The organism is Bradyrhizobium sp. SZCCT0153 (assembly GCF_018129995.1).
GTDB classification, from domain to species: Bacteria; Pseudomonadota; Alphaproteobacteria; order Rhizobiales; family Xanthobacteraceae; genus Bradyrhizobium; species Bradyrhizobium japonicum_G.
Genome location: NZ_JAFCKS010000009.1, coordinates 14,813 through 39,957, shown reverse-complemented (window position 1 = coordinate 39,957; position 25,145 = coordinate 14,813). Strand labels below are relative to the sequence as shown.

30 protein-coding genes are annotated in these 25,145 nt (G+C 64.5%); 14 read left to right on the top strand and 16 right to left on the bottom strand.

Annotation, left to right across the window (positions count from 1 at the left end):
• Positions 1-43 precede the first annotated feature (43 nt).
• The 3 genes from JQ572_RS29455 to JQ572_RS29445 all read left to right on the top strand — a co-directional run bounded on the left by JQ572_RS29455 (position 44) and on the right by JQ572_RS29445 (position 1,295).
• A complete protein-coding gene (locus JQ572_RS29455) occupies positions 44-403 on the top strand; it encodes a hypothetical protein (protein WP_211386338.1) in 360 nt (119 codons plus the stop codon).
• 89 nt (positions 404-492) lie between these two features.
• Positions 493-1,008 (top strand): DUF3828 domain-containing protein, encoded by a 516-nt coding sequence (locus JQ572_RS29450; protein WP_211386337.1) that lies wholly within the window; start codon positions 493-495, stop codon positions 1,006-1,008.
• Positions 1,009-1,019: 11 nt separating this feature from the next.
• On the top strand, positions 1,020-1,295 hold the full coding sequence (locus tag JQ572_RS29445; RefSeq protein WP_211386336.1) for a GNAT family N-acetyltransferase: 276 nt from the start codon (positions 1,020-1,022) through the stop codon (positions 1,293-1,295).
• 37 nt (positions 1,296-1,332) lie between these two features.
• Here the strand turns inward: JQ572_RS29445 and JQ572_RS29440 are convergent, their stop codons facing one another.
• Entirely contained in the window at positions 1,333-1,731 is a 399-nt protein-coding gene (locus JQ572_RS29440; RefSeq protein ID WP_211386335.1) for an SPW repeat protein, read from the bottom strand.
• Between the two features lie 298 nt (positions 1,732-2,029).
• On the opposite strand from JQ572_RS29440, the gene JQ572_RS29435 reads away from it, so the two are divergent.
• On the top strand, positions 2,030-2,305 hold the full coding sequence (locus tag JQ572_RS29435; RefSeq protein ID WP_211386334.1) for a GNAT family N-acetyltransferase: 276 nt from the start codon (positions 2,030-2,032) through the stop codon (positions 2,303-2,305).
• A 55-nt stretch (positions 2,306-2,360) separates the two neighbouring features.
• Here the strand turns inward: JQ572_RS29435 and JQ572_RS29430 are convergent, their stop codons facing one another.
• Entirely contained in the window at positions 2,361-2,762 is a 402-nt protein-coding gene (locus JQ572_RS29430) for a DUF3597 domain-containing protein (RefSeq protein WP_211386333.1), read from the bottom strand.
• A gap of 331 nt (positions 2,763-3,093) precedes the next feature.
• On the opposite strand from JQ572_RS29430, the gene JQ572_RS29425 reads away from it, so the two are divergent.
• Positions 3,094-3,999, top strand: coding sequence for a DUF2189 domain-containing protein (locus JQ572_RS29425; protein WP_211386332.1), 906 nt, complete (start codon positions 3,094-3,096; stop codon positions 3,997-3,999).
• 130 nt (positions 4,000-4,129) lie between these two features.
• Positions 4,130-4,954, top strand: coding sequence for a lytic murein transglycosylase (locus JQ572_RS29420; RefSeq protein ID WP_211386331.1), 825 nt, complete (start codon positions 4,130-4,132; stop codon positions 4,952-4,954).
• A 79-nt stretch (positions 4,955-5,033) separates the two neighbouring features.
• On the opposite strand, the gene JQ572_RS29415 is transcribed toward JQ572_RS29420, so the two are convergent.
• Positions 5,034-5,360: a hypothetical protein gene (locus JQ572_RS29415; RefSeq protein WP_211386330.1), complete on the bottom strand. Its 327-nt coding sequence runs from the start codon at positions 5,358-5,360 to the stop codon at positions 5,034-5,036.
• Positions 5,361-6,012: 652 nt separating this feature from the next.
• Here JQ572_RS29415 and JQ572_RS29410 point away from each other — a divergent pair.
• The 6 genes from JQ572_RS29410 to JQ572_RS29385 all read left to right on the top strand — a co-directional run bounded on the left by JQ572_RS29410 (position 6,013) and on the right by JQ572_RS29385 (position 11,185).
• A complete protein-coding gene (locus tag JQ572_RS29410; RefSeq protein WP_007590701.1) occupies positions 6,013-6,165 on the top strand; it encodes a DUF1127 domain-containing protein in 153 nt (50 codons plus the stop codon).
• Positions 6,166-6,290: 125 nt separating this feature from the next.
• Positions 6,291-7,718 (top strand): methylenetetrahydrofolate--tRNA-(uracil(54)-C(5))-methyltransferase (FADH(2)-oxidizing) TrmFO, encoded by a 1,428-nt coding sequence (gene trmFO / locus JQ572_RS29405; RefSeq protein WP_211386329.1) that lies wholly within the window; start codon positions 6,291-6,293, stop codon positions 7,716-7,718.
• Between the two features lie 7 nt (positions 7,719-7,725).
• Entirely contained in the window at positions 7,726-8,820 is a 1,095-nt protein-coding gene (locus JQ572_RS29400; RefSeq protein WP_211386328.1) for a serine/threonine protein kinase, read from the top strand.
• A gap of 95 nt (positions 8,821-8,915) precedes the next feature.
• Positions 8,916-9,473 (top strand): CAP domain-containing protein, encoded by a 558-nt coding sequence (locus JQ572_RS29395; protein WP_211386327.1) that lies wholly within the window; start codon positions 8,916-8,918, stop codon positions 9,471-9,473.
• Positions 9,474-9,565: 92 nt separating this feature from the next.
• Positions 9,566-9,979 (top strand): GFA family protein, encoded by a 414-nt coding sequence (locus tag JQ572_RS29390; RefSeq protein WP_211386326.1) that lies wholly within the window; start codon positions 9,566-9,568, stop codon positions 9,977-9,979.
• A 27-nt stretch (positions 9,980-10,006) separates the two neighbouring features.
• Positions 10,007-11,185: an aminotransferase class V-fold PLP-dependent enzyme gene (locus JQ572_RS29385; RefSeq protein ID WP_211386325.1), complete on the top strand. Its 1,179-nt coding sequence runs from the start codon at positions 10,007-10,009 to the stop codon at positions 11,183-11,185.
• Between the two features lie 11 nt (positions 11,186-11,196).
• On the opposite strand, the gene JQ572_RS29380 is transcribed toward JQ572_RS29385, so the two are convergent.
• The 6 genes from JQ572_RS29380 to yajC are packed head-to-tail and all read right to left on the bottom strand — an operon-like array spanning position 11,197 to position 16,853.
• Entirely contained in the window at positions 11,197-12,441 is a 1,245-nt protein-coding gene (locus JQ572_RS29380) for a threonine ammonia-lyase (protein WP_211386324.1), read from the bottom strand.
• Between the two features lie 45 nt (positions 12,442-12,486).
• The gene (locus JQ572_RS29375) at positions 12,487-13,350 is read right to left on the bottom strand and encodes a phytoene/squalene synthase family protein (RefSeq protein ID WP_211386323.1); all 864 of its coding nucleotides are present in this window, start codon (positions 13,348-13,350) and stop codon (positions 12,487-12,489) included.
• Positions 13,347-13,730, bottom strand: coding sequence for an Mth938-like domain-containing protein (locus tag JQ572_RS29370; protein WP_211386496.1), 384 nt, complete (start codon positions 13,728-13,730; stop codon positions 13,347-13,349). The genes JQ572_RS29375 and JQ572_RS29370 overlap by 4 nt, the downstream gene beginning before the upstream one ends.
• 60 nt (positions 13,731-13,790) lie before the next feature.
• Positions 13,791-14,810 (bottom strand): protein translocase subunit SecF, encoded by a 1,020-nt coding sequence (gene secF / locus JQ572_RS29365; protein ID WP_211386322.1) that lies wholly within the window; start codon positions 14,808-14,810, stop codon positions 13,791-13,793.
• Between the two features lie 10 nt (positions 14,811-14,820).
• On the bottom strand, positions 14,821-16,425 hold the full coding sequence (gene secD, locus JQ572_RS29360) for a protein translocase subunit SecD (protein ID WP_211386321.1): 1,605 nt from the start codon (positions 16,423-16,425) through the stop codon (positions 14,821-14,823).
• 47 nt (positions 16,426-16,472) lie between these two features.
• Positions 16,473-16,853, bottom strand: coding sequence for a preprotein translocase subunit YajC (yajC, locus tag JQ572_RS29355; protein WP_211386320.1), 381 nt, complete (start codon positions 16,851-16,853; stop codon positions 16,473-16,475).
• 181 nt (positions 16,854-17,034) lie between these two features.
• On the opposite strand from yajC, the gene JQ572_RS29350 reads away from it, so the two are divergent.
• Positions 17,035-18,039, top strand: coding sequence for an ATP-binding protein (locus JQ572_RS29350; RefSeq protein WP_211386319.1), 1,005 nt, complete (start codon positions 17,035-17,037; stop codon positions 18,037-18,039).
• A gap of 126 nt (positions 18,040-18,165) precedes the next feature.
• On the opposite strand, the gene JQ572_RS29345 is transcribed toward JQ572_RS29350, so the two are convergent.
• Together JQ572_RS29345 and JQ572_RS29340 are read right to left on the bottom strand one after the other, a co-directional pair.
• A complete protein-coding gene (locus JQ572_RS29345; RefSeq protein WP_211386318.1) occupies positions 18,166-19,539 on the bottom strand; it encodes a LysM peptidoglycan-binding domain-containing M23 family metallopeptidase in 1,374 nt (457 codons plus the stop codon).
• A 109-nt stretch (positions 19,540-19,648) separates the two neighbouring features.
• Positions 19,649-20,299 carry a protein-L-isoaspartate(D-aspartate) O-methyltransferase gene (locus tag JQ572_RS29340; RefSeq protein ID WP_211386317.1) on the bottom strand — a complete coding sequence of 217 codons (651 nt, stop codon included), beginning with the start codon at positions 20,297-20,299 and terminating at the stop codon, positions 19,649-19,651.
• A 198-nt stretch (positions 20,300-20,497) separates the two neighbouring features.
• Between JQ572_RS29340 and JQ572_RS29335 the strand changes: the two genes are divergently transcribed.
• Positions 20,498-20,890, top strand: a complete 393-nt coding sequence (locus tag JQ572_RS29335; RefSeq protein WP_211386316.1) for a response regulator — start codon at positions 20,498-20,500, stop codon at positions 20,888-20,890.
• 3 nt (positions 20,891-20,893) lie between these two features.
• On the opposite strand, the gene surE is transcribed toward JQ572_RS29335, so the two are convergent.
• The 5 genes from surE to tatB form a co-directional block, all read right to left on the bottom strand.
• Positions 20,894-21,661 carry a 5'/3'-nucleotidase SurE gene (gene surE, locus JQ572_RS29330; RefSeq protein ID WP_211386315.1) on the bottom strand — a complete coding sequence of 256 codons (768 nt, stop codon included), beginning with the start codon at positions 21,659-21,661 and terminating at the stop codon, positions 20,894-20,896.
• Positions 21,662-21,767: 106 nt separating this feature from the next.
• Positions 21,768-22,130 (bottom strand): hypothetical protein, encoded by a 363-nt coding sequence (locus JQ572_RS29325; RefSeq protein WP_211386314.1) that lies wholly within the window; start codon positions 22,128-22,130, stop codon positions 21,768-21,770.
• Between the two features lie 97 nt (positions 22,131-22,227).
• The gene (serS, locus tag JQ572_RS29320) at positions 22,228-23,559 is read right to left on the bottom strand and encodes a serine--tRNA ligase (protein WP_211386313.1); all 1,332 of its coding nucleotides are present in this window, start codon (positions 23,557-23,559) and stop codon (positions 22,228-22,230) included.
• A gap of 195 nt (positions 23,560-23,754) precedes the next feature.
• Positions 23,755-24,564 (bottom strand): twin-arginine translocase subunit TatC, encoded by an 810-nt coding sequence (gene tatC / locus JQ572_RS29315; protein WP_211386312.1) that lies wholly within the window; start codon positions 24,562-24,564, stop codon positions 23,755-23,757.
• Positions 24,561-25,085, bottom strand: coding sequence for a Sec-independent protein translocase protein TatB (gene tatB, locus JQ572_RS29310; protein ID WP_211386311.1), 525 nt, complete (start codon positions 25,083-25,085; stop codon positions 24,561-24,563). The genes tatC and tatB overlap by 4 nt, the downstream gene beginning before the upstream one ends.
• Between the last annotated feature and the right edge of the window lie 60 nt (positions 25,086-25,145).

The window sequence follows — 25,145 nt, the reverse complement described above, 5'->3', positions numbered from 1 at the left end:
TCGGCGCACCCTTGATCAGTCTCCGCGTACAGAGTGCCGCATCATGGTCAAAGTGCCCGCCTTCCTCCTGTTGTCGCTGGCGCTCGCCGGATGTGCCGTGGGCCCGCAAGCCCATCTGGCGTCCGATCCCGCCTTCAAGCCGGCGCGCTATGCCTGGGATGGCGCCGGCGAGAATCCCAATCAGCCGCGTGCGGCCTCCGCACCTGCGCGGACCGCGGCCCGATCCGAGCGCAACGGGGCGCAAGCCGGGCTTCAACCCTATTCGAAGGAATGGTGGCAGGCCCAGGACGGCATCGAGGCCGAGCAGGACGCGAGGGTCAACCGCTCCCTCGTCATCTGCCAGGGCTGCCTCCGCCCGCAGCCGCAGCCCGAGGATGCGCGGCTGGCCAAAGCGACCGATTGAACCGAACGGCCGCTCCATTGGTCTACACAGATGCGCGCTGACTCCGGCCGCCGGCCTGTCGTCGCGCGCCATCACCCCAGGGACATTTCATGCTCACCCGCCGGACCTTCGTCGTCGCCTCTCTGCTTGCCAGTACCTCCCCGGCATTCGCCGTGATGCCCGCCCCCGGCGATCCCGTCGCCATCGTGACCGCGATCTACACCCGCGCGGCCAATGGCAAGGGCGATGGCGGCGGTGCCTTCATCATCGAGGACAAGGCGGCCAAGAGCCAATATCTCTCCAAGGCGCTGATCGCGCTGTGGGCCAAGGCGGATGCGCACACGCCCAAGGGCGACGTCGGACCGGTCGATTTCGATCCCGTCACCAACTCGCAGGAACCCGACGTGAAGTCATTCAAGGTTGACGCGGAGAAGATGGGGGCCGACAAGGCGACGTTCGCGGTGACCATCACCGGCCACCGCAACGACCGGAAACCGGCCGACCTGATCGTGCGTTACGACTTCGTGCGCGAGGCCAGCACTTGGAAGATCGACGACATCAAGGGCTCGTCCGAAGGCGAAGCCTGGTCGATCCGCAAGATGCTGACGGACTCGCTGAAGAGCTGACCGGAGACGCCATGAGCGACGTCATCGACAACAGGGACCATCACCGCTTCGAGCTGGAGGTGGAGGGCTATCTTGCCACCGAACACTACAAGCTCGACGGCAAATTCATCACGTTCGAGCACACGGAGGTGCCGAAGGAGCTCGGCGGCAAGGGTGTCGGCTCAAAGCTGGTGCAAGGCGCGCTCGACCAGGTCCGCGCCGCCGGATTGAAGCTGATCCCGCAATGCCCGTTCGTGAAGGCGTGGATCGAGAAGCACCCCGACTATCAGGACCTGATGGAGCGATGAGCGCGCAGGCCCGCTGCTGACGGGCCTCGCCTACGGCCTAATGCCCATGCCTGAGCATGTCCTGGTCATTCAAATCCCAGTCCTGCCAGAGCTGGAGCACGCCGAGCAGCACCACCATCGCACCGAGGCTCGTATGGTAGATGCGGACAAAGCCTTCACCGGAATAGCCGAGGACATAGGGCGAGGCGATGAGCCACAATCCGACCAGGATCGTCGTCACCTCTTGCCAGCGTTGCAGCGCGACATACTCGAGCTGGCTGATGCCAAACACGATCAGGCCGACTGCGACCGCGTTCAGGATCATCATCTCGTGTCCGGCGATGGGCGACCGATCCTGGATAGGGAACCACGGCGAAACGACAATCAGCGCGCCGAGCAGCATCCCGCACCAATCTTCCCATGTTCGATGAGTATTCAAGAAACCAAAGTCCGACATAGTACCCTCCTACAACAGAGGCATACGTCTGCGGCTGGCGATCGTGACATACCGAATGTCTGGCGACCTGCCGGCCGCATTCGGGCGTATGTCCTCCAAAAGACGTGGGAGTCGCCGTGGAACTTGCAAGAGCGATGTCGGGAATTATTAGACTCTTGCGGGACAAGACCTATTGCGCTGCGGCCACAGGGATGCGCGTTTGCAGATATCTCCCGTGCGCCCCCTCTGGCCTCGCTTGCCAAGGGCGGGATCGGGCTTCCTAGATCGGCAAGCAATACGCACTTCGGAAGGATTTTGCATGGCGGCATCGGTACGCGATAACAAGGATAGAAGCCGCTTCGAGCTCGATGTCGGCAACGAAATCGCCTTCGCCAATTACCGGCTGACGCCATCGGCGGTCATCATCACCCACACCGAGACGCCGCGCGCGCTCCGCGGCCGCGGCATCGCATCCGAGCTCGTCAAGGGCGCGCTCGACTTGATCCGCCGCGACGGCAACAAGGTGATCCCCGGCTGCGGCTTCGTCGTCGACTATCTCGACAGGCATCCGGAAGATGCCGATTTGCTGGCCTGAAAGCAAAAGGGCCCGCGGCATCGCGCGGGCCCTTGGCTTGCAACCGAACGATCGGTCAGTGCTTGATTTCCGGCGGCAGCTTGCCGCCATTGGCGGCGAGCTTTGACATCACCTGCTTGTGCAGCCAGACGTTCATGCTCGCGGAATCGTTGGTGTCGCCGGTGTAGCCGAGCTCCTTGGCGAGATCCTTGCGCGCAGCAAGGCTGGAGTCGATGTCGAGCGCCTTCATGAGGTCGACGATCGAGGTGCGCCATTCGAGCTTCTCGCCCTTGTGCGCCGCGACCGCCGCGTCGACGATCGCAGCAACGTCCACTGTCGACGCGGGCGCGGCAGCAGGCGCCGATCCACCTGGAGCGGCGCCTGCGGGCGCGCTGCCCGAGGGAGCGCCGCCTGCGGGCGCGGCGGAAGCCGGGTGGCTGCCGAAGATCGCGCCCATGATTTTTCCGAAAATGCTCATGTCTGCTCCCCGAGAAGGATCCGTTGGAAAGGCCTTGAGTGGCACTTATAGACGAAGTTACTGCGTTGCGCCCGCGAAGTTCCGCGAAACAGCAACCAGCATCAGCTTATCTGCGGCGAAATGACGACCGAATGACGTCATCGAGGTTGCGCTGCGGCATCGAATCTCACCCAGGCGTGAGGGACAGGACTCGGAAATAGGCGTACGGTTCATGTTCAGTTCGCGATGCCACCCGGAATTCGCGTCTGGTTGGGATCGCGAAACTCAGAAGTGCGGCCGCTTGCGCCGTTACCGGCGCCGAATTCGGCCGCTTGGCAAGGAGCTAGCGACCATGGCCACCCTCTACCAGGGCAATGTGCCCACAGTGGTCCAGACCGCGGATGCGGATGGACCGGTGATCCGAACCATCCAACTCTCCGATCTGCACGACGCGCTCCGGCGCGGCTGGGAGGATTTCAAGGCGGTGCCGAGCCACGCCATCATCCTCTGCGTGATCTATCCGGTGCTGGGCCTCGTGCTCGCCCGCGTGGTGATGGGTTATTCAGTGCTGCCGCTATTGTTCCCGCTGGCCGCAGGCTTCGCGCTGATCGGCCCGTTCGCCGCGCTCGGCCTCTACGAACTCTCCAGCCGGCGCGAACGCTATGAGGAGGCCAGCGCCTGGGATGCCATGGAAGTGCTGCGCTCGCCCTCGTTCGGCGCCATGCTGGGACTCGGCACGCTGCTGCTCGCACTGTTCGTGACCTGGGTCGCGACCGCGCAGGCGATCTATGTCGCGGCGTTCGGCTATGAGGGCGCGTCCGGGATCTCGGATTTTCTGATCCGCGTGCTGACGACAAGGCAAGGCTGGTGGCTGATCGTGGTCGGCTGCGGCGCCGGATTCCTGTTCGCGCTCGCCGCCCTCTGCATCAGCGCCGTATCATTCCCCCTGATGCTCGATCGCCATGCCGGCGCGTTCGAATCGATGGTGACGTCGCTGCGCGTCGTCGCCAAAAATCCCGTCCCGATGGCAGCCTGGGGTCTGATCGTGGCGGTGCTGCTGGCGCTGGGCACGATCCCGGCCTTCCTCGGCCTTGCCGTGGTGATCCCACTGCTCGGCCACGCCACCTGGCATCTCTACCGCAAGGTAATCGTGTCCGATCCGAGCGCGCGTCCGGTGCCGCCGCCGCATCGTCCGCGCAAGCCGGCCGCCGACTTCCCCGCCAACCTCTTCCCCTGGCGCAATCGGACGGACGCCTGACGATATCGTGACATGCGATCCTGCCCCCGGGCCGGGCAGGATCGCGCTGTCACGCGCCTTGCTTTGGCCGCGGTTACAATCGAGATTACGCCCCGCCGGTCAGATCACTTCACGGAATTCATTTACTCGAATGACCCCGACGATTTCTCGTCTCGCTCTCGCAGCCTTCATCCTCTCCGCCTCAATCCTGTCCACCGCACCAGCGCTTGCCGCTGTCGCCTGCGGCTCGGGCAATTTCGACGCCTGGCTTGCGGACTTCAAAACCGACGCCGCCGCCAAAGGTATCTCGCAGCAGGCGATTTCCGCCGGACTTGCCGGCGTCACGCTCGACCAAAGCGTGCTCAACCGCGACCGATCGCAAAAGGTGTTCAACCAGACTTTCGAGGAGTTCTCCGGCCGCATGGTGCCGCCGCGGATGATGCGCGGCTCCAACATGATGAAGCAGTACGGCTCGGTGCTCTCGCGCATCGAGCAGACCTACGGCGTCCCGGGCGAGGTCCTGGTCGCGATATGGGGTCTCGAGACCGATTTCGGCGTCAATACCGGCAAGTTCGCAACCATCCGCTCGCTGGCGACGCTGGCCTACGACTGCCGGCGCGCCGAGCAGTTTCGGGCCGAGCTATTGGACGCGCTGCGCATCGTCCAGCGCGGCGACCTCGCGCCGGCCGACATGAAGGGCGCCTGGGCCGGCGAGCTCGGCCAGACCCAGTTCATGCCGTCGTCCTGGATGAAATACGCCGTCGATTTCGACGGCAATGGCAAGCGCGATCTCCTGCACAACGCGCCCGACGTGCTCGCCTCCACCGCCAACTATCTCGCCGGCTATGGCTGGCAGAAGGGCAAGGATTGGCAGCCGGGCAGTCCGAACTTCGCGGTGCTGCAGCAGTGGAACAAGAGCGAGGTCTACTCGAAGACCGTCGCGCATTTCGCCACCCAGCTCGCACACGCCCCTTAGTCTAGCAACCCCTCGTCAAAACGCGTAGGGCCGGTCGGCTGGCGACCGGCCCTCTCAGTGCGTCTTCCTCTCGACGTTTCTATTTGCCCATGGTGGCGTGCATCGCCTTGTTCAGATGCGCGCCGCACGCACCCATTTTGCCGTTGAGCAGCGCGTCCTGAGCAGCCGCGATCTCCTTCTGCGCGACGAACTTGCCGTCACCATCGGCCATGTTCTCGATCGCGGTCTCGGTCTTCTCCAGATTGCCCGAGTTGCAGCCCCCGGCAGCGTGCTTGGCAGCCTGAGCCGGCGCGACGGCGAATGCGGCGACAGCAATTGCGATAACCCCGAGTAACTTCGTCATGACGTTACTTTCCTTCTCTTGTTCTTGCGACAGACCCGGCGACATTGCCGGAATCTGCGACATGACTTTTCATCGGGCGCGACAACTTGCCGCAATAAATTCCTCGCGAGAATTGCGTGATGTTGCGCGGGAAGCAGAGGCGCATGCGGAATTTCTGATTTTCATTACAATCTCGTAATGAATCCTACACGTTCGGCGTGTGTGCACTGCATTAGGCGGCGGCTTCGGCTGTCAAGCGAAGCCAGGATCCGGTCCGCCCCTAGCTTGGCCCTCTTTCGCATGTTGATCAGGCGGCCCAATCCAAACGCTTCGCTGGCGCATACCCGTCGGAGCAGAGTCAGCTCGCAGGCGATTGAAATGAATTTAAAATCAGTTTTTATATTTGAGGCTCATGCGATTCGCGCATGCGAGAATTGGGTGTAGGCGCTGATCGATTGCCTTGTGAATGATTGGAACTGAACCTATTTCAGATCCAGACGAGCACGAAAATCTCGACTAAATCCGTGAATTCACGGGATTTTACTGCCCCTTAGTCCTCACTCCGCCTGCCCTTTGGGCGGGAGTGCTTTCAAGTTAATCGTCCGTTACCGACGCTATGCATTCGGCGCTTAGCTGCATCGCAACATCGGAACTTTCGCAGTGCACCACTCTCACCTATATTCATTTCAACGATGAGGCCCGGGCAAGGGCTGAATCGAACTACAGGAGACTACCTATGCTGCTCTCGCTCATCCGCATGATCCAGGCTTTCCGGGACTATCAGCGCAATGTTGCCGAGCTGTCCCAGCTCAGCGATCGCGAACTGGCCGACATCGGCCTCGATCGCTCGGACATCCCGCGCGTTGCCGCCGGTCAGTATCAGGGCTGAAATCGTTCAGCCCTAACTGGACGAACCGATAGCGCCCGCCTCGTGCGGGCGTTGTCGTATCCGATGGCAGAAAACTCGATCTCGGCGATTCCACTGGCCGCCGAAAAGCGCTACCTGTCCGCCCCATGACAGGACCCCAATCCAATACCGTGCACGTTATCGGCGCAGGCCTTGCCGGCTCAGAAGCCGCCTGGCAGGTGGCCAAATCCGGCGTGCGCGTGGTGCTGCACGAGATGCGGCCGACCCGCACGACCGAGGCGCACCGCACCGACGGACTTGCCGAACTCGTCTGCTCCAATTCGTTCCGCTCGGACGATGCCGCCAACAACGCCGTCGGCCTGCTCCATGCCGAAATGCGCCGCCTCGGCTCGTTGATCATGCGCGCGGCAGACACCAACCAGGTGCCCGCCGGCGGCGCGCTGGCGGTCGACCGTGACGGCTTCTCAGCGGCCGTCACCAAGGCGCTGAACGATCACCCCCTGATCGAGATTGCGCGCGGCGAGATTGCAGGCCTGCCGCCGGCCGACTGGAGCAACGTCATCGTTGCCACCGGCCCCCTCACCTCCGCGCCGCTGGCTGATGCCATCCGCGAGCTGACCGACGAGAATGCGCTCGCCTTCTTCGACGCGATCGCACCGATCGTCCACCGCGAATCCATCGACATGTCGGTGGCCTGGTTCCAGTCGCGCTACGACAAGGTCGGTCCCGGCGGCACCGGTGCCGACTACATCAACTGCCCGATGACCAGGGAGCAGTATGACGGCTTCGTCGCCGCGCTGATCGCCGGCGAGAAGACCGAGTTCAAGGAATGGGAGACCAACACGCCCTATTTCGACGGCTGCCTGCCGATCGAGGTGATGGCGGAGCGCGGCCCCGAGACCTTGCGCCACGGGCCGATGAAGCCCGTTGGCCTCACCAATCCACACGATCCTGCGACGAAAGCCTACGCGATCGTTCAACTGCGCCAGGACAACAAGCTCGGCACGCTCTACAACATCGTCGGCTTCCAGACGAAGCTGAAATACGGCGAGCAGCAGCGTATCTTCCGCACCATTCCGGGGCTTGAGAAGGCGGAGTTCGCCCGCCTCGGCGGCCTGCATCGCAACACCTTCCTCAACTCGCCAAAGCTGCTCGACGGCCAGTTGCGCCTGCGTGCACAGCCGCGGCTGCGCTTTGCCGGCCAGATGACGGGCTGCGAGGGCTATGTGGAGTCTGCCAGTGTCGGCCTGATCGCCGGCCTCTATGCGGCCGCAGATGCACGCGGCGAGACGCTTGCGAGCCCGCCGGGCACCACGGCGCTCGGATCGCTGCTCGGCCACATCACCGGCGGCCATATCGAAACCATCGAGCCCGGCACGCGGTCGTTCCAGCCGATGAACATCAATTTCGGCCTGTTCCCGCCGCTCGCCAGCGCACCGACGAAGAAGCCCGACGGCACGCGCCTGCGCGGCAACGAGAAGACGGTGGCCAAGAAGCAGGCGATGAGCGCGCTGGCGCTCGCCGATCTCGATCGCTGGATCGCCGATCATTTGCGCATTGCCGCAGCCGCGTGAGTTTTCGATGAGCCTCCCAAAAGACGACGCCGCGGTGCTCTCGGCGCGCTGGACCGAGGGCGTGCTGCTCAAGCGCGACGTGTTCTCGACCGTCGAGCGCGGCCGCTTCCGTGGTGCCAATGGCGAGGTCGACGCGGTGCTGCGCCGCCTCGACGAGGTGCCGTGGTGGTCGTTCCTGCTGGCGCGCCATTTGTTCGCCCGCGAGAAGCACGCGCTGACGCTTGCCAAGGGCCTGAACGTCGGTCCCGAACTGCTGTGGGCCGGCCGCCGCGCGCTGGTGCGCGGATTCGTCGACGGCGTCGCGCTGCATCTGGCGAAACCGCATGGCGACCTCGTCTATTTCCGCTCGGCCAAGGCCGCGCTGCGCCGGCTGCGCCGCGCCGGCATCTGCCACAATGATCTCGCCAAGGAACAGAACTGGCTGGTCGGCCGTGACGGCCGTGCCTACGTGACCGACTTCCAGCTCGCGGCCTGCTTCAACCGACGCGGCCGGCTCTATCGCATCCTCGCCTATGAAGACCTCCGGCATTTGCTCAAGCACAAGCGCTCCTACGCGCCGGAAGCGCTGACACCGAGCGAGCGCAAGATCCTCGCAAAGAAATCCGTTGCCGCGAGCCTGTGGCTCGCCACGGGCAAGAAGGTCTATCGCGCGATCACCCGCGGCCTGTTCAACTTCACCGACCGTGAGGGCGGCGGCCGCCGGCTCGTCAACGACGCCCCGGTGCTGGCGGAACTGATCCGCAAGAATCCCGCCGTACGCGACACCGCCATCGTCGCCTTTGCCGACCGCCGCTCCGGGGTTGGACTCTATGCTTTCGTCGAAGCCGATCAGGCCGCACTCGAAGGCCAGCTTCGCAACGAGCTGGCGGCCGCCAAGGGTCCGAAGCCTCCGGAACATATCCAAATCGTCCACGCGCTGCCCCGCGATTCCGGCGGCAAACCGCGCACCGAGATCCTGCAACTGGTCGCCATGAACCAGCTCGACCTGATCGAGCCGATGATGAAGAACGACCAGGACCGCGCCTTCCTCAAGGACATCCTGGAGCAACGCAAGAACCTGCGCGACCGCTTCAATTTCGAGGCGGACTTGCCAGCGAGCTGACAGGCCGCCCGCGCCTTGAAGCGTCCACATTGGCGATAGAGAAGCGACCGGATAATTCGGGACTTGGTGGGATCATGGGCACTCGGGGGACGATGATGCGTCGTGTGGTTGGCGGCCTGATTGCCAGCCTTCTGCTGATGGCCGCCGCTCCCGCAATGGCCGAATCCCCGGCCGAGCTGATCTCGAGCTTCCGCCTCAAGCATGGTGAAGCCCGCGTCGTCCGCGATTCAACCCTCGACCGGATCGCCATGGATCAGGCCCGCGCGATGGCGGCGAAGGACGACCTCAGTCACGACGCCCTCGGCCCGTTCAACCGCCGCGTCGCACCAGCCGGCGCAGGTCGCGCCGCCGAGAACATCGCCTACGGTTACGACAATTTCGAGAAGACGCTCGGCCAGTGGATCGACTCGTCAGGGCACCGCAAGAATTTGCTGCTGCACAATGCGTCCCGCGTCGGCATCGCGAGCGCCAAGACCGACAGCGGCAAGCGCACCTACTGGGCGATGGTGATCGCCGGAGACTACGAACCGAAGGGCAAGGGCAAAGGCAAGAAAGACGGGGAGCCTCTGGTTGCCGTGAAGCGCGAGGCCGCGCCCGCAAGCAAGCCCAAATCCAGCAGCTGCCACATCAGGCTGCTCGGCCTCTGCATCTGAGACGAGACGCCGCGGCGGCGGCACTGTTGCGTGGACGTCTCAGGCCAGCCAATATTACCGCGCCGGAGTCTTGGACCAACCTGAGGCGATCTATGGCCAAAAAATATACAGCTCGATGCGCTTGCGGCGCCATCAAGTTCGAATTCAACACCGATCCGTCCTTCATCGCCAATTGTCATTGCAACGATTGCAAGCGCGCCTCGGGCGGCGAGATGGCGACCTTCTTCGCGGTGCCCGAGGATGACTTCACGCTTCTCAGCGGCAAGCCGAAGACATTTCACTACATCGCCAATTCCGGCAAAGGCCTGGATCGCAATTTTTGCCCGGAATGTGGTTCGCGGGTCTTCACGTCGAACCTCGACAGTTTCCCTGGGACGATCTTCGTCCAGTTGGGCAGTCTCGACCGGCCCGACCTCGTCGCACCGAAGCTCGAGATGTTCACCAAGCGCCGCATGTCATGGAACACGCCGCTCAACCTGCCGCAGTTCGAAGAAATGCCGCACTGAAGCGACGATAGCACGAGGCAAAATCACTTGATCGACATCAACCGAATTCGCGCCGACACGCCGGCCGCCTCCCGGCTTGCCTACCTTCACAATGCCGGGGCGGCGCTGATGCCGGTGCCCGTCGCCGAGGTGATGAAGCAGCATATCGATCTGGAGAGCGAGGTCGGAGGCTATGCCGCCGCCGACCTCGAGGCCGATCGGCTCGACGCGGTCTACGGTTCGGTGGCCCGGCTGCTGAAAGCCGCGCCTGACGAGATCGCGCTTGTCGAGAACGCGACGGTCGCCTGGCAGATGGCGTTTTACGCGCTCGAGTTTCGCAAGGGCGACCGCATCCTGACCGCCGAGGCGGAGTATGCCGCCAACTATGTCGCCTTTCTTCAGGTCGCCAAACGCACCGGCGCGATCATCGACGTGGTGCCGAGCGATTCCAGCGGCGAGCTCGACATCCAGGCGCTCGAACGCATGATCGACGAGCGCGTCAAGCTCATCGCGATCACCTGGGTTCCGACCAATGGCGGACTGGTCAATCCCGCGGCGGCGATCGGCAAGATCGCGCGGGCGCGGGGTATCCCCTATCTGCTCGACGCCTGCCAGGCGGTCGGCCAGATGACGGTCGACGTCGAAGCCATCGGCTGTGACATGTTGTCTGCGACGGGGCGCAAATTCCTGCGCGGCCCGCGCGGTACCGGCTTTCTCTACGTCCGCCGCGCGATGCTGCAACAGCTCGAGCCGCCGATGATCGACCACTTCGCAGCGCCCTGGGTCTCGCGAGACGAATATCGGCTTCGCGACGATGCGCGCCGTTTCGAGACCTGGGAAAACAACTACGCGGCACGCCTTGGGTTGGGGGTTGCCGTCGATTATGCGCTCGATATTGGAATCGGTCCTATCGAGCAGCGCTGCCGCCTGCTTGCGGACCGCCTTCGCAGCGGACTAGCCGCCATTGGCGGTATCAGGATTCGCGACCTTGGACGCGCACCGGGTGCCATCGTCAGCTTCACAATGGAGGGGCATCAGGCAGATGCTGTCGTCGAAAGTGCCCTTGCGGCCGGCATCACCATCGGCGCTTCAGATCCCGCGAGCACACGGATCGATGCCGAAGTGCGCTCGCTGCCACCGGTGGTGCGGGCTTCCCCGCACTACTACAATACGGAGGCCGAGATTGATCGGTTGATCGGCCACCTCGCGGCCCTGGCGCCGCGATAGTGCCGCGCCGCTCAGGTGCAGCGCGCGCTCAACCCGGATGCCCCGAGCCTCGCCATGACCTCGTCGAGATGGGCGCTGTCCCGGGTCTCGATGACGAGCTGCAGCAACGTCGCCTTGGCCGGCAGGTCCGAGAAGGTGCGCTGGTGCGAGACCTCGATGATGTTGGCGCCGGCCTCGGCCAGCAGCGTCGCGACAGCGGCCAGCTGGCCTGGCCTGTCGGGAATATCGAGCGACAGCTGAGTCAGGCGCCCTTCGCGGGCGAGCTCGCGGGTGAGCACGGATGCGATCAGCCGCGTATCAATATTGCCGCCGCTCAGGACGAGGCCGACCTTCTGACCGGCAAATCGGGTCGAATCCGACATCAGCGCAGCGAGGCCGGCGGCTCCGGCGCCTTCGACCACCGTCTTCTCGATCGAGATCAGCGTCGCAACCGCACGCTCCAGCTCGGCCTCGTTCACCAGCGCGATGTCGTCGACGAGGCGGCGGACGATTTCGGTCGTGATCTTGCCCGGCGATTTCACGGCGATACCTTCGGCCAGCGTGTCGCCGCGAGCCGGCAGATTGCCGTCATGGATGGCGTTGTACATTGAGGGATAAAGCCAGGCTTCGACACCGAGGATCCGCAGCGACGGCTTGATCGATTTCGCGGCAATGGCGATGCCGCTGATCAGCCCGCCGCCGCCGATCGGGACGACCAGCGTATCGAGCTCCGGCACCGCCTTCAGCATCTCCAACCCGACCGTGCCCTGCCCCGCGATGACGAGCGGATCGTCATAGGGGTGGACGAAGATCATGCCGCGGGCTTCACCGTGGCTGCGCGCGAAAGCGGCCGCCTCCTCCAGCGTTGCGCCCGTGACCATCACTTCAGCGCCATGGTGCCTGGTGTTCTCGATCTTCACCATGGGCGTGCCGACCGGCATGACGATGGTGGCGGGAATGCCGAGCCGCCTGGCGTGATAGGCAACGCCCTGCGCGTGATTACCCGCCGACATCGCAACGACGCCACGCGCACGCTCCTCCCGCGTCAGCGCCGCGAGGCGGTTGAGCGCGCCGCGCTCCTTGAACGAGGAGGTGAACTGGAGGTTCTCGAATTTGAGCCAGACGTCGCAGCCGCAGATGTTGCTCAGGGTGCGGCTGTAGCCGCAGGGCGTCTCGATGACGGCGCCGCGGATGGTCTCGGCGGCGGCATGAATGTCGCCCGGTGCGACCGGAAACCCGCTGAGACCGGAGGACGTGATTGGGGACAACTCAGCCATAGGACAGCATAGGGCATTTGGCGGCTCGAGGCGATAAGCCAACCGCTATTTGGTAAATTCCCGGGATCGTGAAGCCCGCCACAACGTCCACAGTGTGCGCAACCGCGACGAGGACTGCGGCGTGAACGGATTGCGCCCTGGCTGCGACAGGCGCTTGAGGTCGGCCCGCACCTGGCTCAGCGGCAGAAACGCCGGCCGTGCCGACGCCGGCACCTCCGCCAGCAATGACGAGGCCGTTGCCAGATGCTGCTGTGCCTCGCCCGCGAGTTGGTCCAGCACGGCGCGCAAGTTCGGCGTCTCCCGGCCGGCGAACACATCCTCCATGTTGCAATCGTGACTCGCCAGCAGCTGCTGCGGCAGGAACAATTGCCGGTGCGCCGCATCACGCGGCAGATTGGCAATCACCTGCACGATGCCCTGGGCCAAGCCTGCATGACGGGCCATATGCTCGCCAGCTTCCGAAGGTGACACCATGATCCGGGCCGCAAGCTCGAACAATGCCGAGCAAGTCGCGGCCAGATAGCCTTCGAGCGCAGCCATTGTCGGCATCGGATCGTTGTAGAGATCGAATTGATGCTCGTCGGCGAGCAGCGACAGCGGCTCGACCGGCAGGTCGAAATCGCGGATCGCACGCAGCAGTTCCGCCGCCACCGGATTGCCCTCGGCGCTGCCATGGACATGACCCGAGAGCATGTCGGTCCACCATTGCAGGCGGATTTCGCCAGGCAAAGGCTGGCTCACTTGGTCGCGGACGCGGACGATCTCGACATTGAAGGCATAAAGCGCCAGCAGCGCACGGCGCTCCGCGGCGGGCGCGAACAGGGTCGCAGCATAGCGGGAGAAGTCGTGGCTGCGCACGAGGTCGGCGCAGAAGGACACGGTGTCGGGCGCCGGCGCAGTGCTGCTCATGGCACCGCGATCAGCGCGGCCGCGACGCGGCGCCGTTCCCCGATCATGATGTTGTAGGTGCGCACGGCAGGGCCGGTCTGCATCGTGTCCAGCACCACCCTCGCCGCCTTCAGCGCCTGCCGCAGGTCCGGCGGCGGCAGCCACACGCCGGTTCCGGTGCCGATCAGGAGCGTGTCGATGCTGCTCGCGGCCGTGAAGACCCGATCCAGCGAATAGCGATCGATACTCGCCGGGTCCGTCACGTCCCAGGCCCAGATCGCGTCAGGCAGGCAGAGCAGCGAGCCTCGATGCGACATGCCGGCAAAGGCGAAGCCGCCCTTGCCATAGGCTTCGATCGGTGCCGAACGAGGGAAATGCGGTGCGTTGGGATCGCCGGCCATCAGCTTCATCCGAATGGGCTTCCTGCCCCCGTAAACTCCTGCGAGGGCATGCGGTTCGGATCATGCCTTGTTTTTCTTCGCCGGCGTAGCCGTATCCGGCGCATCCTCGCGATGCTCGCCGACGCCGAGATAGATCAGGATCGGCGCCGCGATGAAAATCGAGGTGTAGGTGCCGACCAGCACCACGCCGAACATCATCACCGCGGTGAAGCTGTGGATGGCATGACCGCCGAACAGGAGCAGCGCCAGCAGCGCCAGCGTCACCGTGAAGTGGGTGATGATCGAACGCGACAGCGTCGAGTTGATGGACTCGTTGAGCAGCTGCGGCATCGGCATCTTCTTGTAGCGCCGCAGCATTTCACGGATGCGGTCATAGATGACGACGGTGTCGTTGAGCGAATATCCGAGAATCGTCAGGAGCGCCGCGATGCTGGTCAGGTCGAAATCGACCTGACTGATCGACATGAAGCCGATCGTCAGCACGATGTCGTGCACGTTGGCGATCATGGCTCCCAGCGCGAACTGCCATTCGAACCGGAACCAGAGATAGATCAGGATCGAGACGATCGCGAGCATCAGGCCGAGCATGCCGTAGGCCAAGAGCTCGCCGGAGACTCGCGGGCCGACCACCTCGACGCGGCGATAGTCGACGGAATCACCCAGCGCGGTGCGGACCTTCTGCACCGCCTCCTGCTGGGCGGCGTCGCCGCCCGGCTGCTCCGCGACCCGGATCAGAACGTCGGCGGGACCGCCGAATTGCTGGAGCTGGACTTCGCCGAGACGCAAGCCGTCCAGCGTCGTGCGCATCGCGGCGATGTCGGCAGTGCCGGACTTGGCCTGCACCTCGAGCAGCGTGCCGCCGCGGAAGTCGATGCCGAAATTCAGGCCGTGGGTGAAGAACAGCGTGATGGCGACGATCGACAGCGCCGCCGAGATCGGGAAGCTGATGCGGCGGAAACGCGTGAAGTCGAAATGCGTATCGTCCGGAACGATGCGCAGCGACGGCAGCAGCCCAAGCGCGGCAACCACGGTGAGGACGGCAATCAGGATGCCGAGCCCGATGAGAACGGTGTGAGTCACGATCAGGCTCCTAGATCGGCACGCTCTGCGGCCGCTTCCACCGCACCCACCCGGCGACGATCAGCCGCGTCAGGGTGAAGGCGGTGAACACCGTTGTGATGATGCCGATGCCGAGCGTCACGGCGAAGCCGCGCACCGGACCGGTCCCGATGTAGAACAGCACCGCGGCGGCAATGAAGGTGGTGATGTTGGAATCGAGGATGGTCGCGAGCGCCCGCTTGAAGCCGGCGTCGATCGCCGAGATCGCGTTGCGGCCACCGCGCAATTCCTCGCGGATGCGCTCGTAGATCAGCACGTTGGAATCGACCGCGATGCCGACGGTGAGGACGATGCCGGCGATGCCGGGCAGCGTCAGCGTGGCGTTGAGCAGCGACAGCAGGCCGAAGATCATCGCGACGTTGATCGCCACCGCGATGTTGGCGAACACGCCGAACAGGCGATAGGTCAGCAGCATGAAGATGATGACCAGGATCGAGCCGACATAGGCAGCAAGCTCGCCCTTCTCGATCGAGTCCTGGCCGAGGCCCGGACCGACGGTGCGCTCCTCGACGACCGTTAGAGGCGCCGGCAACGCGCCGGCGCGCAAGAGGATCGCGAGATCGTTGGCCGATTGCACGGTGAAACTGCCCGAGATCTGGCCCTGGCCGCCGGTGATGGGCTCGCGGATGACGGGCGCCGAGATCACCTTGTTGTCGAGCACGATCGCGAAGGGCAGCCCCACGTTCTCTTGCGTGGCCTGCGAGAACTTGCGCGCACCCGAGGTGTTGAACTTGAAGCTGACGACCGGTTCACTCGTGCGCTGGTCGAAGCTCGCCTGGGCATCGGTCAGATCGCCGCCGGCAACCAGCACCTGCTTCTTGACCACATAGGGTGTGGGCGGCGGCGAGGCGCTCATAAGGAGCTCGGATTCCGGCGGCAACCGCCCCTGCTGCGCCTGATCCGGCGGCACGGACGTGTCGACCATGCGGAATTCCATCTTCGCGGTCTTGCCCAGCAGTTCCTTCAGGCGGGTCGGGTCCTGAAGGCCGGGCACCTGCACCAGGATGCGGTCGTTGCCCTGACGCTGGATCACAGGCTCGACGGTGCCGAGTTCGTTGACGCGGCGTTCGACGATCTGGATCGACTGCTCGATGGTCTTGCGCATGCGGTCGAGCATCGCGGCCTGCGGGATGCTCAGGCGGATCACGCCGCCGGTGGCGTCCGTCACGTCAAGGTCGCGCTGACCGCTGGATCCCATCAGCCCGCCCAGCGGCTGGGACAGCTCTCGCAGCTTGGCGAGCGCGGGCTGCACGTCGGATTCCTTGGTGATGCGAACCTCGGCCGCGTCATTGCGCACGGTGACGCCGCCGGTGAAGCCGATCTTCGCATCGCGCAGCGTCCGGCGAACGTCGTCGCGGACCTGGTCGAGCCTCTCCTTCTTCACATAAGCGCCGTCGACCTCCAGCAGCAGATAAGAGCCGCCCTGGAGATCGAGGCCGAGCACGAGCCGGCGCTGCGCCCAGCCGGGCCAGGTCTTGACCTGCGCTTCGGGAAAGAAATTCGGGACCGCGCAGAGGCACACGATCAGCGCCGTCAGGATAATCCCCAGCGCTTTCCACCGCGTGAAATACAACATCGACTGGACCTGTCAGATCGGGAGACTTGAGATGCTCGCGGAAGCGCTCACTTCGCCGCGCTGTCGTCCTTGGCGCTTTCCTTCGCGCTATCCTTGGCGGATTCTTTGGCCGGCTCGCCCTTGGCACGAACGCCGGAGATCATCTGGCGCATCTGCCGCACGCGCACGCCGTCGGAAATCTCGAACTCGATCTGGTCGTCATCGACGACCTTGGTGACCTTGCCGACGAGGCCGCCCGAGGTCACCACGGTGTCGCCGCGGCGGATGTTCTTCACGAGATCGGCATGGTCCTTCACCTTCTTCTGCTGCGGGCGCAGAATCAGGAAGTACATGATCACGAAGATCAGGGCGAACGGCAGCAGCGACATCAACATGCTGTTGGTGTCGCCGGCGCCCGCGGCCTGGGCATACGCAGGGGTAATCAGCATTCGGACGATCCTCGTGGAAACGGGGGAAAGCCGGTCAGGCCCTCAAAGGCGACCGGCTCGGTCAAATTCGCGCGGACTATAGCGGCCATTGCCCCAATTGCAACGCTGCCAGACCGCCCTTTTGGCCACCTTGCGGCGCGCCGTCAGGCCCGATAAGGCTGCATTCTCAGGAACTTCGGACATGCCCAAAAAACCAAGCAAAAGCCCGGCCAGCAAAGGCCCCCGCACCCCTGCCACGAAGCCTGCCCGCGTCGCGGCAAAACGCCCCAAGGCAGCCCCCAAGGCCGTTTTAAAGGCAGTTTCCAAGCCTGCTTCCGGCCTCTCCCAGGAGCGTATCGTCCGCGCGCTGGAGATCATCGCAGCGCACCTCTCCGCCCAGGGCAAGCCCGCCGTCGAACGTGAGTCGTTCAAGCAGGCGGATGCTTTCGTCTGGCACCCGGACGGCCGCCTCGCGGCGGTGCCGCGGGTCAGCCGCGTCGAGCTGTTCCTGCTCAAGGGCGTCGACCGGATGCGCGACATCCTGATGGAGAACACCGAGCGTTTCGCAGGCGGGCTGCCTGCCAACAACGCCCTGCTCTGGGGCGCGCGCGGCATGGGCAAGTCGTCGCTGGTGAAGGCCGCACACGCCAGCATCAACGCGGAGCGCAGACCGGCCGACAGGCTGAAGCTGATCGAGATCCACCGCGAGGACATCGAGAGCCTGCCCGCCCTCATGGAGCAGCTCCGCGCCTCGTTCTTCCGCTTCATCGTGTTCTGCGACGATCTATCCTTCGACGGCAATGATGCGTCATACAAGTCGCTCAAGGCCGTGCTCGAAGGCGGCATCGAGGGCCGGCCCGAGAACGTCATCCTCTACGCCACCTCCAACCGCCGCCACCTGCTCGCGCGCGAGATGATTGAGAACGAGCGCTCGACCGCGATCAATCCCGGCGAAGCCGTCGAGGAAAAGGTCTCGCTGTCGGACCGTTTCGGACTGTGGCTCGGCTTCCACCGCTGTAGCCAGGACGAATACCTCGCGATGGTCCGCGGCTATTGCAGCCATTTCGGCATCAAGGTCGACGACGAGGCGCTGGAGCGCGAGGCGCTGGAATGGTCGACTACGCGCGGCTCCCGCTCGGGCCGCGTCGCCTGGCAGTTCGTGCAGGAACTCGCCGGGCGGCTGGGCGTGAAGCTGGCAGCGACGTAGCGGGAGCCCGAAGCCACCCACAACTGTCATTCCCCGCGAAAGCGGGGATTCTCTACTGAATCGCCCGCTTTCGCGGGCGATGACAGCGCGTATGTGGCGGAAGTGTACCCCGCTGAAGCGCAGGCCTCACGCGCCGTTCAGGAATTGAAGCGGGTCAACCGGGCTCGATCCTTTGCGGATCTCGAAGTGGAGCTGCGGCGACGCCACCTCCCCGGATTGACCCGACTTGGCAATGACCTGACCGCGCTTGATGGTATCGCCGCGCTTCACCAACAGCTCACTCGCATGGGCATATGCGGTGACGTAGCCGTTGGAGTGCCGAACCAGGACCAGATTGCCGTAACCCTTCAGCTCGTTGCCGGAATAGGCGACGACGCCGTCTTCTGCCGCCTTGATCGGCGTACCCTCGGGCACCGCGAGATTGATGCCGTCATTGGATTTGCCATTGGTCTTGGCGCCGTAGCTCGTGACCACCTTGCCGCGCACCGGCCAACGGAAGGTCGGCAGCGCGCTGGTGGTCTCCGCCGCTTTCGCCGGAGCCTCGGCGGTCTTTTCCTCGACATTGGCCGTGGCCTGGGCCAGGCGCGCGCTCTGCAGCGGCGCGGCAGCAGCGGCCATCTTGGTAGCGGGCGCAGCAGCAACGGGCTGCAGCGTCCCCGCGACGGGGGCGGCCATGACGGGAGACGCAGCAACCGGCGCAGTGAGAGCTGCGGTCTTGGCACCCGGCACGGTCAGCTTGGTGCCGAGCTTGAGCTTGGTCGACGGCGCAAGGCCGTTGGCACGGGCGAGTTCGGCGGTAGAGATATGGTTCTTGCGGGCGATGCTGGCGAGCGTATCGCCATGATTGACGAAGTAGGTGCCCGGCGCGGCAGCGACGGCCGCAACCGGCCTCGCAGCGGGCGCCGGCGCCGCGGCGACGGGAGCCATCGCCGGCGCGGTCGCGGCCGGATGCGGGATGATGATCTGCTGCCCGGGCGACAGTGCGCGCGGACCCTTGTAGCCGTTAGCGGCAAGGATCGCCTGCGGCGTGACGTGATAGCGCCTGGCCAGCACGTCGAGCGTATCGCTGGTGCCGACGATGATCTTGGTCCCGCCGGCTGGCTGGGCGGCCGCGACCGAGCGCGGCGGCACGGTGGCCGTGGTCTCCAGATGCGGCTGTGCCGGGGGTGCGTAGGAGCCGATACCGCGGCCGCCTCCGGACACGCCAGCTGCCGCAACCGGATAGGATTGCGGCGCGGATACCGCCGGCGGCGGCAAGGGCTGCGACTGGTAATAGCCGGACTGCGTCTGCGGCCGCGAATATTGCGGCAGCTCACGCTGCGGCGGCGGTGCCTGCTGCACCGAACCGGTCTGCTCGGACGCGAAGGGATTGGAGAAGTTCGACTGGGACAGCCGCGACGACATGTCGGCGCTGCACCCTGCGAAGCTGAAGGAGATCAGCGCCAGCACCGCGACCTGCGGTGCGCGGCGCGAGTAAAGCAACTCGGCGACGACGGACATGGTTACTCACTCGTACGCAACTGAACTGGTCTTTTAAGTAAACACGCGCCGAGTAAATAACGGCTTAACCCTCCCAATAAGATGTTGGCAGCACAGCCGATCCGGAAATCTACAGCTCCCGCGCCACTCCGGGCAGCGCCGGCACAAAGCGGACCTCGACGAGTTCCTTGCGCTCTATCCCGGCTTCGGTCCGGACGAGGCGGATCAGCGTCTGCACGCCCTGATGCGGACCAACGGGCGCGATCAGGATACCGCCCACCTCCAGCCGCTCGACCAGGTTCTCCGGAAGCCGCTCCATCGCGGCCGTGACGATGATGCGGTCGAACGGGCCGATATTGGGAGGCAGGTTGAGACCGTCGCCCAGCATCACCTCGACATTGTGACAGTTGAGCTTTTCAAGCCGGGCGCGAGCGGCATCCGCGAGCTTGCGATAGCGCTCGACGGTCAGCACCTGGCCGGCAAGCCGCGACAGCACCGCGGCCTGATAGCCGGAGCCAGCCCCGATCTCGAGCACGCGGTGCTGCTTCCGGAGCTGCAGCTGCTCGGTCATGTAGGCGACGACGAAGGGCTGGCTGATGGTCTGCCCGCACGCGATCGGCAGCGCACTATCGCGATAGGCGCCCTCGCGATCGGCTTCGTCGACGAACTGCTCGCGCGGCACCTCCTCCATGGTCCGCAGCACCGCCTGGTCGCTGATGCCGCGACGCCTCAGCGTGAGCTGAAACATCATCTTTTCGGGCGGGGGCTGATGGGAGGTCATTGCCTGCTCTTTGGGGCCTTGGCGCGAAGCCCGAGGGCGGAGAATCCTGTTCCTGCGCAGGAACCCATGATATCGTTCGGATGGCGTATCTGACCACAAATGGGCTTGCAACGGGCGAGCCGCGATGGCCATTTTCAGACATCCGTTCGTCGAAACGCGCATTGCGTCGATTCGTGTTATCTGCGAACGTTTTTGGCAATGGGCAAGGACTCAACCATGACCGCCGCGACAGGGCTTTCGGGCCGCTCTGTATTCCTCGTCGAAGACGAGGTGATGATCAGGATGATGGTCGCGGACATGCTCGAAGAGCTCGGCTACAAGGTCGCAGCCGAAGCGGGCGACATCGCCGAAGCCATGCGGCTCGCCCAGGCGACCGAATTCGACATCGCGATCCTCGACGTCAACGTCAACGGCAAGGTCATCTCGCCGGTGGCCGATGTGATCAAGGCGAAAGGCTGCCCCTTCATCTTCGCCACCGGATACGGCTCCTCCGGACTGCCCGAGCAGTACCGCGACCGGCCTGCGCTTCAGAAGCCGTTTCAGCTCGACGCGCTCGGCAAGACCATCGAAGCCGCGCTTCGCGGCAGCTAGCCGCTACTTCAGCGTCGCACTCAGTTCCTCTGAAAACGCTTCGTTGGTGCGGTCGAGCCTGAGCGGCGTGACCGAGACGTAGCGCTCGCGGAGCGCCGCGAGATCGGTGCCGTCTGCCGGCGTATCCATCATTGCCGCGCGCTCGAAGCCGATCCAGAAATAGGGATTGCCGCGGCCGTCCCTGCGCTCGTCGATCCTGAGGAAGCCGAGATTGCGCTTGCCCTGGCGCGTAACGCGAATGCCCAGCACATCCTCCGGCGCGCAGGCCGGGAAATTGACGTTGATGACGGTGTCCTTCGGAATTCCGGCGGCGATCACCTTGCGCAGGATATCGGGCCCGAATTTGCGCGCGGTGTCCCACAGCGGACGCTCGCGGGTTTCGACGCTGAACTCCTGCGACAGGGCGAACGACGGCAGCCCCAGGATGGTGCCTTCCAGCGCCCCGGCGATGGTGCCGGAATAGACCACGTCCTCGGCGACGTTGCGGCCCTTGTTGACACCGGACAGCACGACATCGGGCAGCTGAGCGCCGAGGATATGGCGCGCACCCATGATCACGCAGTCGGTCGGCGTGCCGCGCACCGCGAAATGGCGCGGACCGACCTCGCGCAGGCGCAAGGGATCATTCAGCGACAGCGAATGCGAGACACCGGACTGGTCGAGCTCGGGCGCAACCACCCAGACGTCTTCGGACAATGCGCGTGCGATCTCCTCCACGACCTTGAGGCCGGGGGCGTGAATGCCGTCGTCATTGGTGCAGAGAATGCGCATGGAAGGGTTCGATTCCTGAAGCGGGCCTAAAGCCGTCTTATCCGGCCGGGACCGATCAGGCAAACCAGCCGATTGGGTCCGGCGTCGGGTTCCCGGCCTGATCCTGCTACCGGCGGATGCGCCATTGCGGCAGGAAGCGTGCGAGGCTGCCTTCCCCGCGCAGATTCATGGCCGGCACGACAGGGCTCGCGACGGGAGTCTCGATCACGCCGAGCGCTTCCAGCTGAGCCACGATCAGATCCGCATCCGGCGCCTGCGGGAAACGTTCACGTGCGAGCGTCAGGGCCTTGTCGAAATCCGCGGCATTGACGCCGGGCTTGACCCGCCGGCTTTGCACGAGATGATCGTCCCAGAGCCGCGCGATGTCGATGTCGAGCACTCCGCGCAGGCGCTGATCGACGGCCTGGATGCCGGCACCTGTCACCGCCCATTGTCGGCCGACCCAGAAGATATCGCGGTGCAAGGCCATGAACGGTGGGTCCGCGTTGTCGGGTGGCCGGCAGGATAACCTGCCGCCCGATCTTCGCAACCAAACGTTTCTGCGTTTACAGGCGAGCAACGCTGCCTTAGTCGCGCGCGACCACCTTGAGTCCTCCCATATAGGGCTGGAGCACGTCGGGAACCGCGATCGAGCCGTCCTCCTGCTGATAGGTCTCCATCACGGCGATCAGCGCACGGCCGACCGCGGTGCCGGAGCCGTTCAGCGTGTGCACGAAACGCGGCTTGCCGTCGGGACCACGCGAGCGCGCATCCATGCGCCGCGCCTGGAAGTCGCCGCACACCGAGCAGCTCGATATCTCGCGGAACATGCCGCCGTCGCCCTGCCCTGGCATCCAGACCTCGATGTCATATGTTTTTTGCGACGAGAAACCCATATCCCCTGCGCAGAGCGTCATCACGCGGTAATGCAGGTCGAGTTTCTGCAACACCTGCTCGGCGCAGGAGAGCATCCGCTCCAGCTCGTCCTTGCTGGTTTCGGGTGTCGTGATCGAGACCAGCTCGACCTTGGTGAACTGGTGCTGGCGGATCATGCCGCGGGTGTCGCGCCCCGCGGCGCCCGCCTCGGCGCGGAAGCACGGCGTCAGCGCGGTGAGCCGCATCGGCAATTGCTTCTCGTCGAGAATGGATTCGCGCGCGAGGTTGGTGAGCGACACTTCTGCGGTCGGAATCAGGCCGAGCCGCTCTGTCTTCAGCCGCTCATGGTCGGGCGCGGCCAGGAGTTCGCCCTTGATCGCCCAGAACTGATCGTCCTCGAATTTCGGCAACTGCCCGGTGCCGAACATCACCTCGTTGCGCACCAGCAGCGGCGGGTTGATCTCGGTGTAGCCGTGCTCGTTGGTGTGCAGGTCGAGCATGAACTGGCCGATCGCGCGTTCGAGCCGCGCCAGCCCCTTCTTCAGCACGACGAAGCGCGCGCCGGAAAGCTTTGCCGCCGCCTCGAAATCCATGTAGCCGAGCGCGGTGCCGAGATCGTCATGCAGCTTCGGCGCGAACGAATAGTTGCGCTTCTTGCCGAAGACGTGGTGCTGCACATTGCCGTGCTCGTCGACACCGTCGGGCACTTCGTCGAACGGAATGTTCGGGATCGCAGACAGCTCTTTCGTCAGCTCCTCGTCGGCGGCCTTCGCGGCAGCTTCGAGCTCGGGCATCGTGGTCTTGAGCTCGGCGACCTCGGCCATCAGCTTGGCCGCGCGCGCCTCGTCCTTGGCCTTCTTGGCATCGCCGATCTCCTTGGAGGCCGCATTGCGCCGCGCCTGCGCCTGCTCCGAGGCCAGGATCGCCGCGCGCCGCGTCTCGTCGATCGCGAGCAGCGAGGCCGACAACGGCTTCAGGCCACGCCGGGCGAGGCCGGCGTCGAAGGCTTGCGGATTGTCGCGGATCGATTTGATGTCGTGCATGGCCGTGGTCCTGGGCTTGTTGCAAACATGCAAATCCTTGATTTGCATTCATGCAAATGGCTGGGTTTCCCCTAGCACTCTGTCATCGCCCGCGAAAGCGGGCGATCCAGTATTCCGAAGACGGCGGTGATTCTCCGAGAGAGCACGGCGTACCGGATTCCCCGCATTCGCGGGGAATGACGGAGGCGTCGCGCCTTATTCGGCCGGATTGGCCGGCGTCGACACGTCGGTGCCGGTGGTCTGCGACGCCGCAGCCTTCTTCTCCACCATCGCCACCGCGATGATCGAGCCCTCGTAGAGCAAGAGCAACGGGATCGCGAGCGAGCACTGGCTGAGTATGTCGGGCGGCGTCAGCACGGCCGCGATCACGAAGGCGACGACGATGAAATAGCGGCGCTTCTCGCGCAGCATTTTTGCCGTGACGATGCCGATGCGGCCGAGCAGTGTCAGGATCACCGGAAGCTGGAAGGCGATGCCGAAGGCGAAGATCAGCGACATCATCAGCGACAGATATTCGCCGACCTTGGGCAGCAGTTGAATCTGCGCGGTCTCGTCGCTGCCGGCCTGTTGCATGCCGAGTGAGAAGCGGACCAGCATCGGCAGCACGACGAAATAGACCAGCGCCGCACCCAGCACGAAGAAGAACGGTGTCGCGACCAGATACGGTACGAAGGCGCTCTTCTCGTGCTTGTACAGGCCCGGCGCGACGAACTTGTAGATCTGGGTCGCGATGATCGGGAACGAGATGAAGCCGGCCCCGAACAAAGCGAGCTTGAGCTGGGTGATGAAATATTCCAGCAGCGCGGTGTAGATGAACTTGGAATTCTCGGGACCCGCGACCCACACGAACGGCCAGACCAGCACGTTGTAGATCTGCTTGGCGAAGAAGAAGCAGAAGATGAAGGCCAGGCCGAAGCCGAGCAGCGCCTTGATCAGCCGCGACCGCAGCTCGATCAGATGGTCCATCAATGGGGCTTTGCTGGCCTCGATATCGGCGTCGCTCATGACGCTTTGGCGTCCTTGATCGCTTCGGATGGCGCGGTGTCCTGCGCAACGACCGACGCCTGCTCGACCTCACGGGTGATGGCGAGCGGCTCGTTCACCGCCGCATGGGCTTCCGCTTCCACGAAGGTTTCCGGTGTCGGCGCTTCCGGTGTCGTCGGTGTCGCCGGCGCTTCAATAGTCACGGGCGATTCGACAGCGGCGATGGCCGGCGTCTCGGCCGGCTTGTCGAGCGCATCGACGCGGAGCGCGTCGCTGACGTCCTTCTGGAGCGAGGTCATCAGATTGTTGCCGGCGAAGCCGGAGGCGGCTTCCTTGACCTCGTCAAAGCTCTTCTTGAGGTCGGCCATCTCGGCCTCGCGCATCGCTTCCTGGAACTGGCCCTGGAATTCGGCGGCCATCTTGCGGGCCTTGCCCATCCACTGCCCGACCATGCGCAGCACGCCCGGCAGCTCTTTCGGGCCGATGGCGACCAGGGCCACGACCCCGATCAGGACCAGTTCACTCCACCCGATGTCGAACATGAGGTCTTCCGTTCACGCCAGCCGCAGCCGGCCCAATCCCTCGCGCGCAGGATCGGGGCC

What these genes read in the sequence shown, in the direction of transcription:
- JQ572_RS29455 (WP_211386338.1), top strand. Translation starts at nt 44, where the DNA reads ATGGTCAAAGTGCCCGCCTTCCTCCTGTTGTCGCTGGCGCTCGCCGGA.
- JQ572_RS29450 (WP_211386337.1), top strand. Translation starts at nt 493, where the DNA reads ATGCTCACCCGCCGGACCTTCGTCGTCGCCTCTCTGCTTGCCAGTACC.
- JQ572_RS29445 (WP_211386336.1), top strand. Translation starts at nt 1,020, where the DNA reads ATGAGCGACGTCATCGACAACAGGGACCATCACCGCTTCGAGCTGGAG.
- JQ572_RS29440 (WP_211386335.1), bottom strand. Translation starts at nt 1,731, where the DNA reads ATGTCGGACTTTGGTTTCTTGAATACTCATCGAACATGGGAAGATTGG.
- JQ572_RS29435 (WP_211386334.1), top strand. Translation starts at nt 2,030, where the DNA reads ATGGCGGCATCGGTACGCGATAACAAGGATAGAAGCCGCTTCGAGCTC.
- JQ572_RS29430 (WP_211386333.1), bottom strand. Translation starts at nt 2,762, where the DNA reads ATGAGCATTTTCGGAAAAATCATGGGCGCGATCTTCGGCAGCCACCCG.
- JQ572_RS29425 (WP_211386332.1), top strand. Translation starts at nt 3,094, where the DNA reads ATGGCCACCCTCTACCAGGGCAATGTGCCCACAGTGGTCCAGACCGCG.
- JQ572_RS29420 (WP_211386331.1), top strand. Translation starts at nt 4,130, where the DNA reads ATGACCCCGACGATTTCTCGTCTCGCTCTCGCAGCCTTCATCCTCTCC.
- JQ572_RS29415 (WP_211386330.1), bottom strand. Translation starts at nt 5,360, where the DNA reads ATGTCGCAGATTCCGGCAATGTCGCCGGGTCTGTCGCAAGAACAAGAG.
- JQ572_RS29410 (WP_007590701.1), top strand. Translation starts at nt 6,013, where the DNA reads ATGCTGCTCTCGCTCATCCGCATGATCCAGGCTTTCCGGGACTATCAG.
- trmFO (WP_211386329.1), top strand. Translation starts at nt 6,291, where the DNA reads ATGACAGGACCCCAATCCAATACCGTGCACGTTATCGGCGCAGGCCTT.
- JQ572_RS29400 (WP_211386328.1), top strand. Translation starts at nt 7,726, where the DNA reads ATGAGCCTCCCAAAAGACGACGCCGCGGTGCTCTCGGCGCGCTGGACC.
- JQ572_RS29395 (WP_211386327.1), top strand. Translation starts at nt 8,916, where the DNA reads ATGCGTCGTGTGGTTGGCGGCCTGATTGCCAGCCTTCTGCTGATGGCC.
- JQ572_RS29390 (WP_211386326.1), top strand. Translation starts at nt 9,566, where the DNA reads ATGGCCAAAAAATATACAGCTCGATGCGCTTGCGGCGCCATCAAGTTC.
- JQ572_RS29380 (WP_211386324.1), bottom strand. Translation starts at nt 12,441, where the DNA reads ATGGCTGAGTTGTCCCCAATCACGTCCTCCGGTCTCAGCGGGTTTCCG.
- JQ572_RS29375 (WP_211386323.1), bottom strand. Translation starts at nt 13,350, where the DNA reads ATGAGCAGCACTGCGCCGGCGCCCGACACCGTGTCCTTCTGCGCCGAC.
- JQ572_RS29370 (WP_211386496.1), bottom strand. Translation starts at nt 13,730, where the DNA reads ATGGCCGGCGATCCCAACGCACCGCATTTCCCTCGTTCGGCACCGATC.
- secD (WP_211386321.1), bottom strand. Translation starts at nt 16,425, where the DNA reads ATGTTGTATTTCACGCGGTGGAAAGCGCTGGGGATTATCCTGACGGCG.
- yajC (WP_211386320.1), bottom strand. Translation starts at nt 16,853, where the DNA reads ATGCTGATTACCCCTGCGTATGCCCAGGCCGCGGGCGCCGGCGACACC.
- JQ572_RS29350 (WP_211386319.1), top strand. Translation starts at nt 17,035, where the DNA reads ATGCCCAAAAAACCAAGCAAAAGCCCGGCCAGCAAAGGCCCCCGCACC.
- JQ572_RS29345 (WP_211386318.1), bottom strand. Translation starts at nt 19,539, where the DNA reads ATGTCCGTCGTCGCCGAGTTGCTTTACTCGCGCCGCGCACCGCAGGTC.
- JQ572_RS29340 (WP_211386317.1), bottom strand. Translation starts at nt 20,299, where the DNA reads ATGACCTCCCATCAGCCCCCGCCCGAAAAGATGATGTTTCAGCTCACG.
- JQ572_RS29335 (WP_211386316.1), top strand. Translation starts at nt 20,498, where the DNA reads ATGGGCAAGGACTCAACCATGACCGCCGCGACAGGGCTTTCGGGCCGC.
- surE (WP_211386315.1), bottom strand. Translation starts at nt 21,661, where the DNA reads ATGCGCATTCTCTGCACCAATGACGACGGCATTCACGCCCCCGGCCTC.
- JQ572_RS29325 (WP_211386314.1), bottom strand. Translation starts at nt 22,130, where the DNA reads ATGGCCTTGCACCGCGATATCTTCTGGGTCGGCCGACAATGGGCGGTG.
- serS (WP_211386313.1), bottom strand. Translation starts at nt 23,559, where the DNA reads ATGCACGACATCAAATCGATCCGCGACAATCCGCAAGCCTTCGACGCC.
- tatC (WP_211386312.1), bottom strand. Translation starts at nt 24,564, where the DNA reads ATGAGCGACGCCGATATCGAGGCCAGCAAAGCCCCATTGATGGACCAT.
- tatB (WP_211386311.1), bottom strand. Translation starts at nt 25,085, where the DNA reads ATGTTCGACATCGGGTGGAGTGAACTGGTCCTGATCGGGGTCGTGGCC.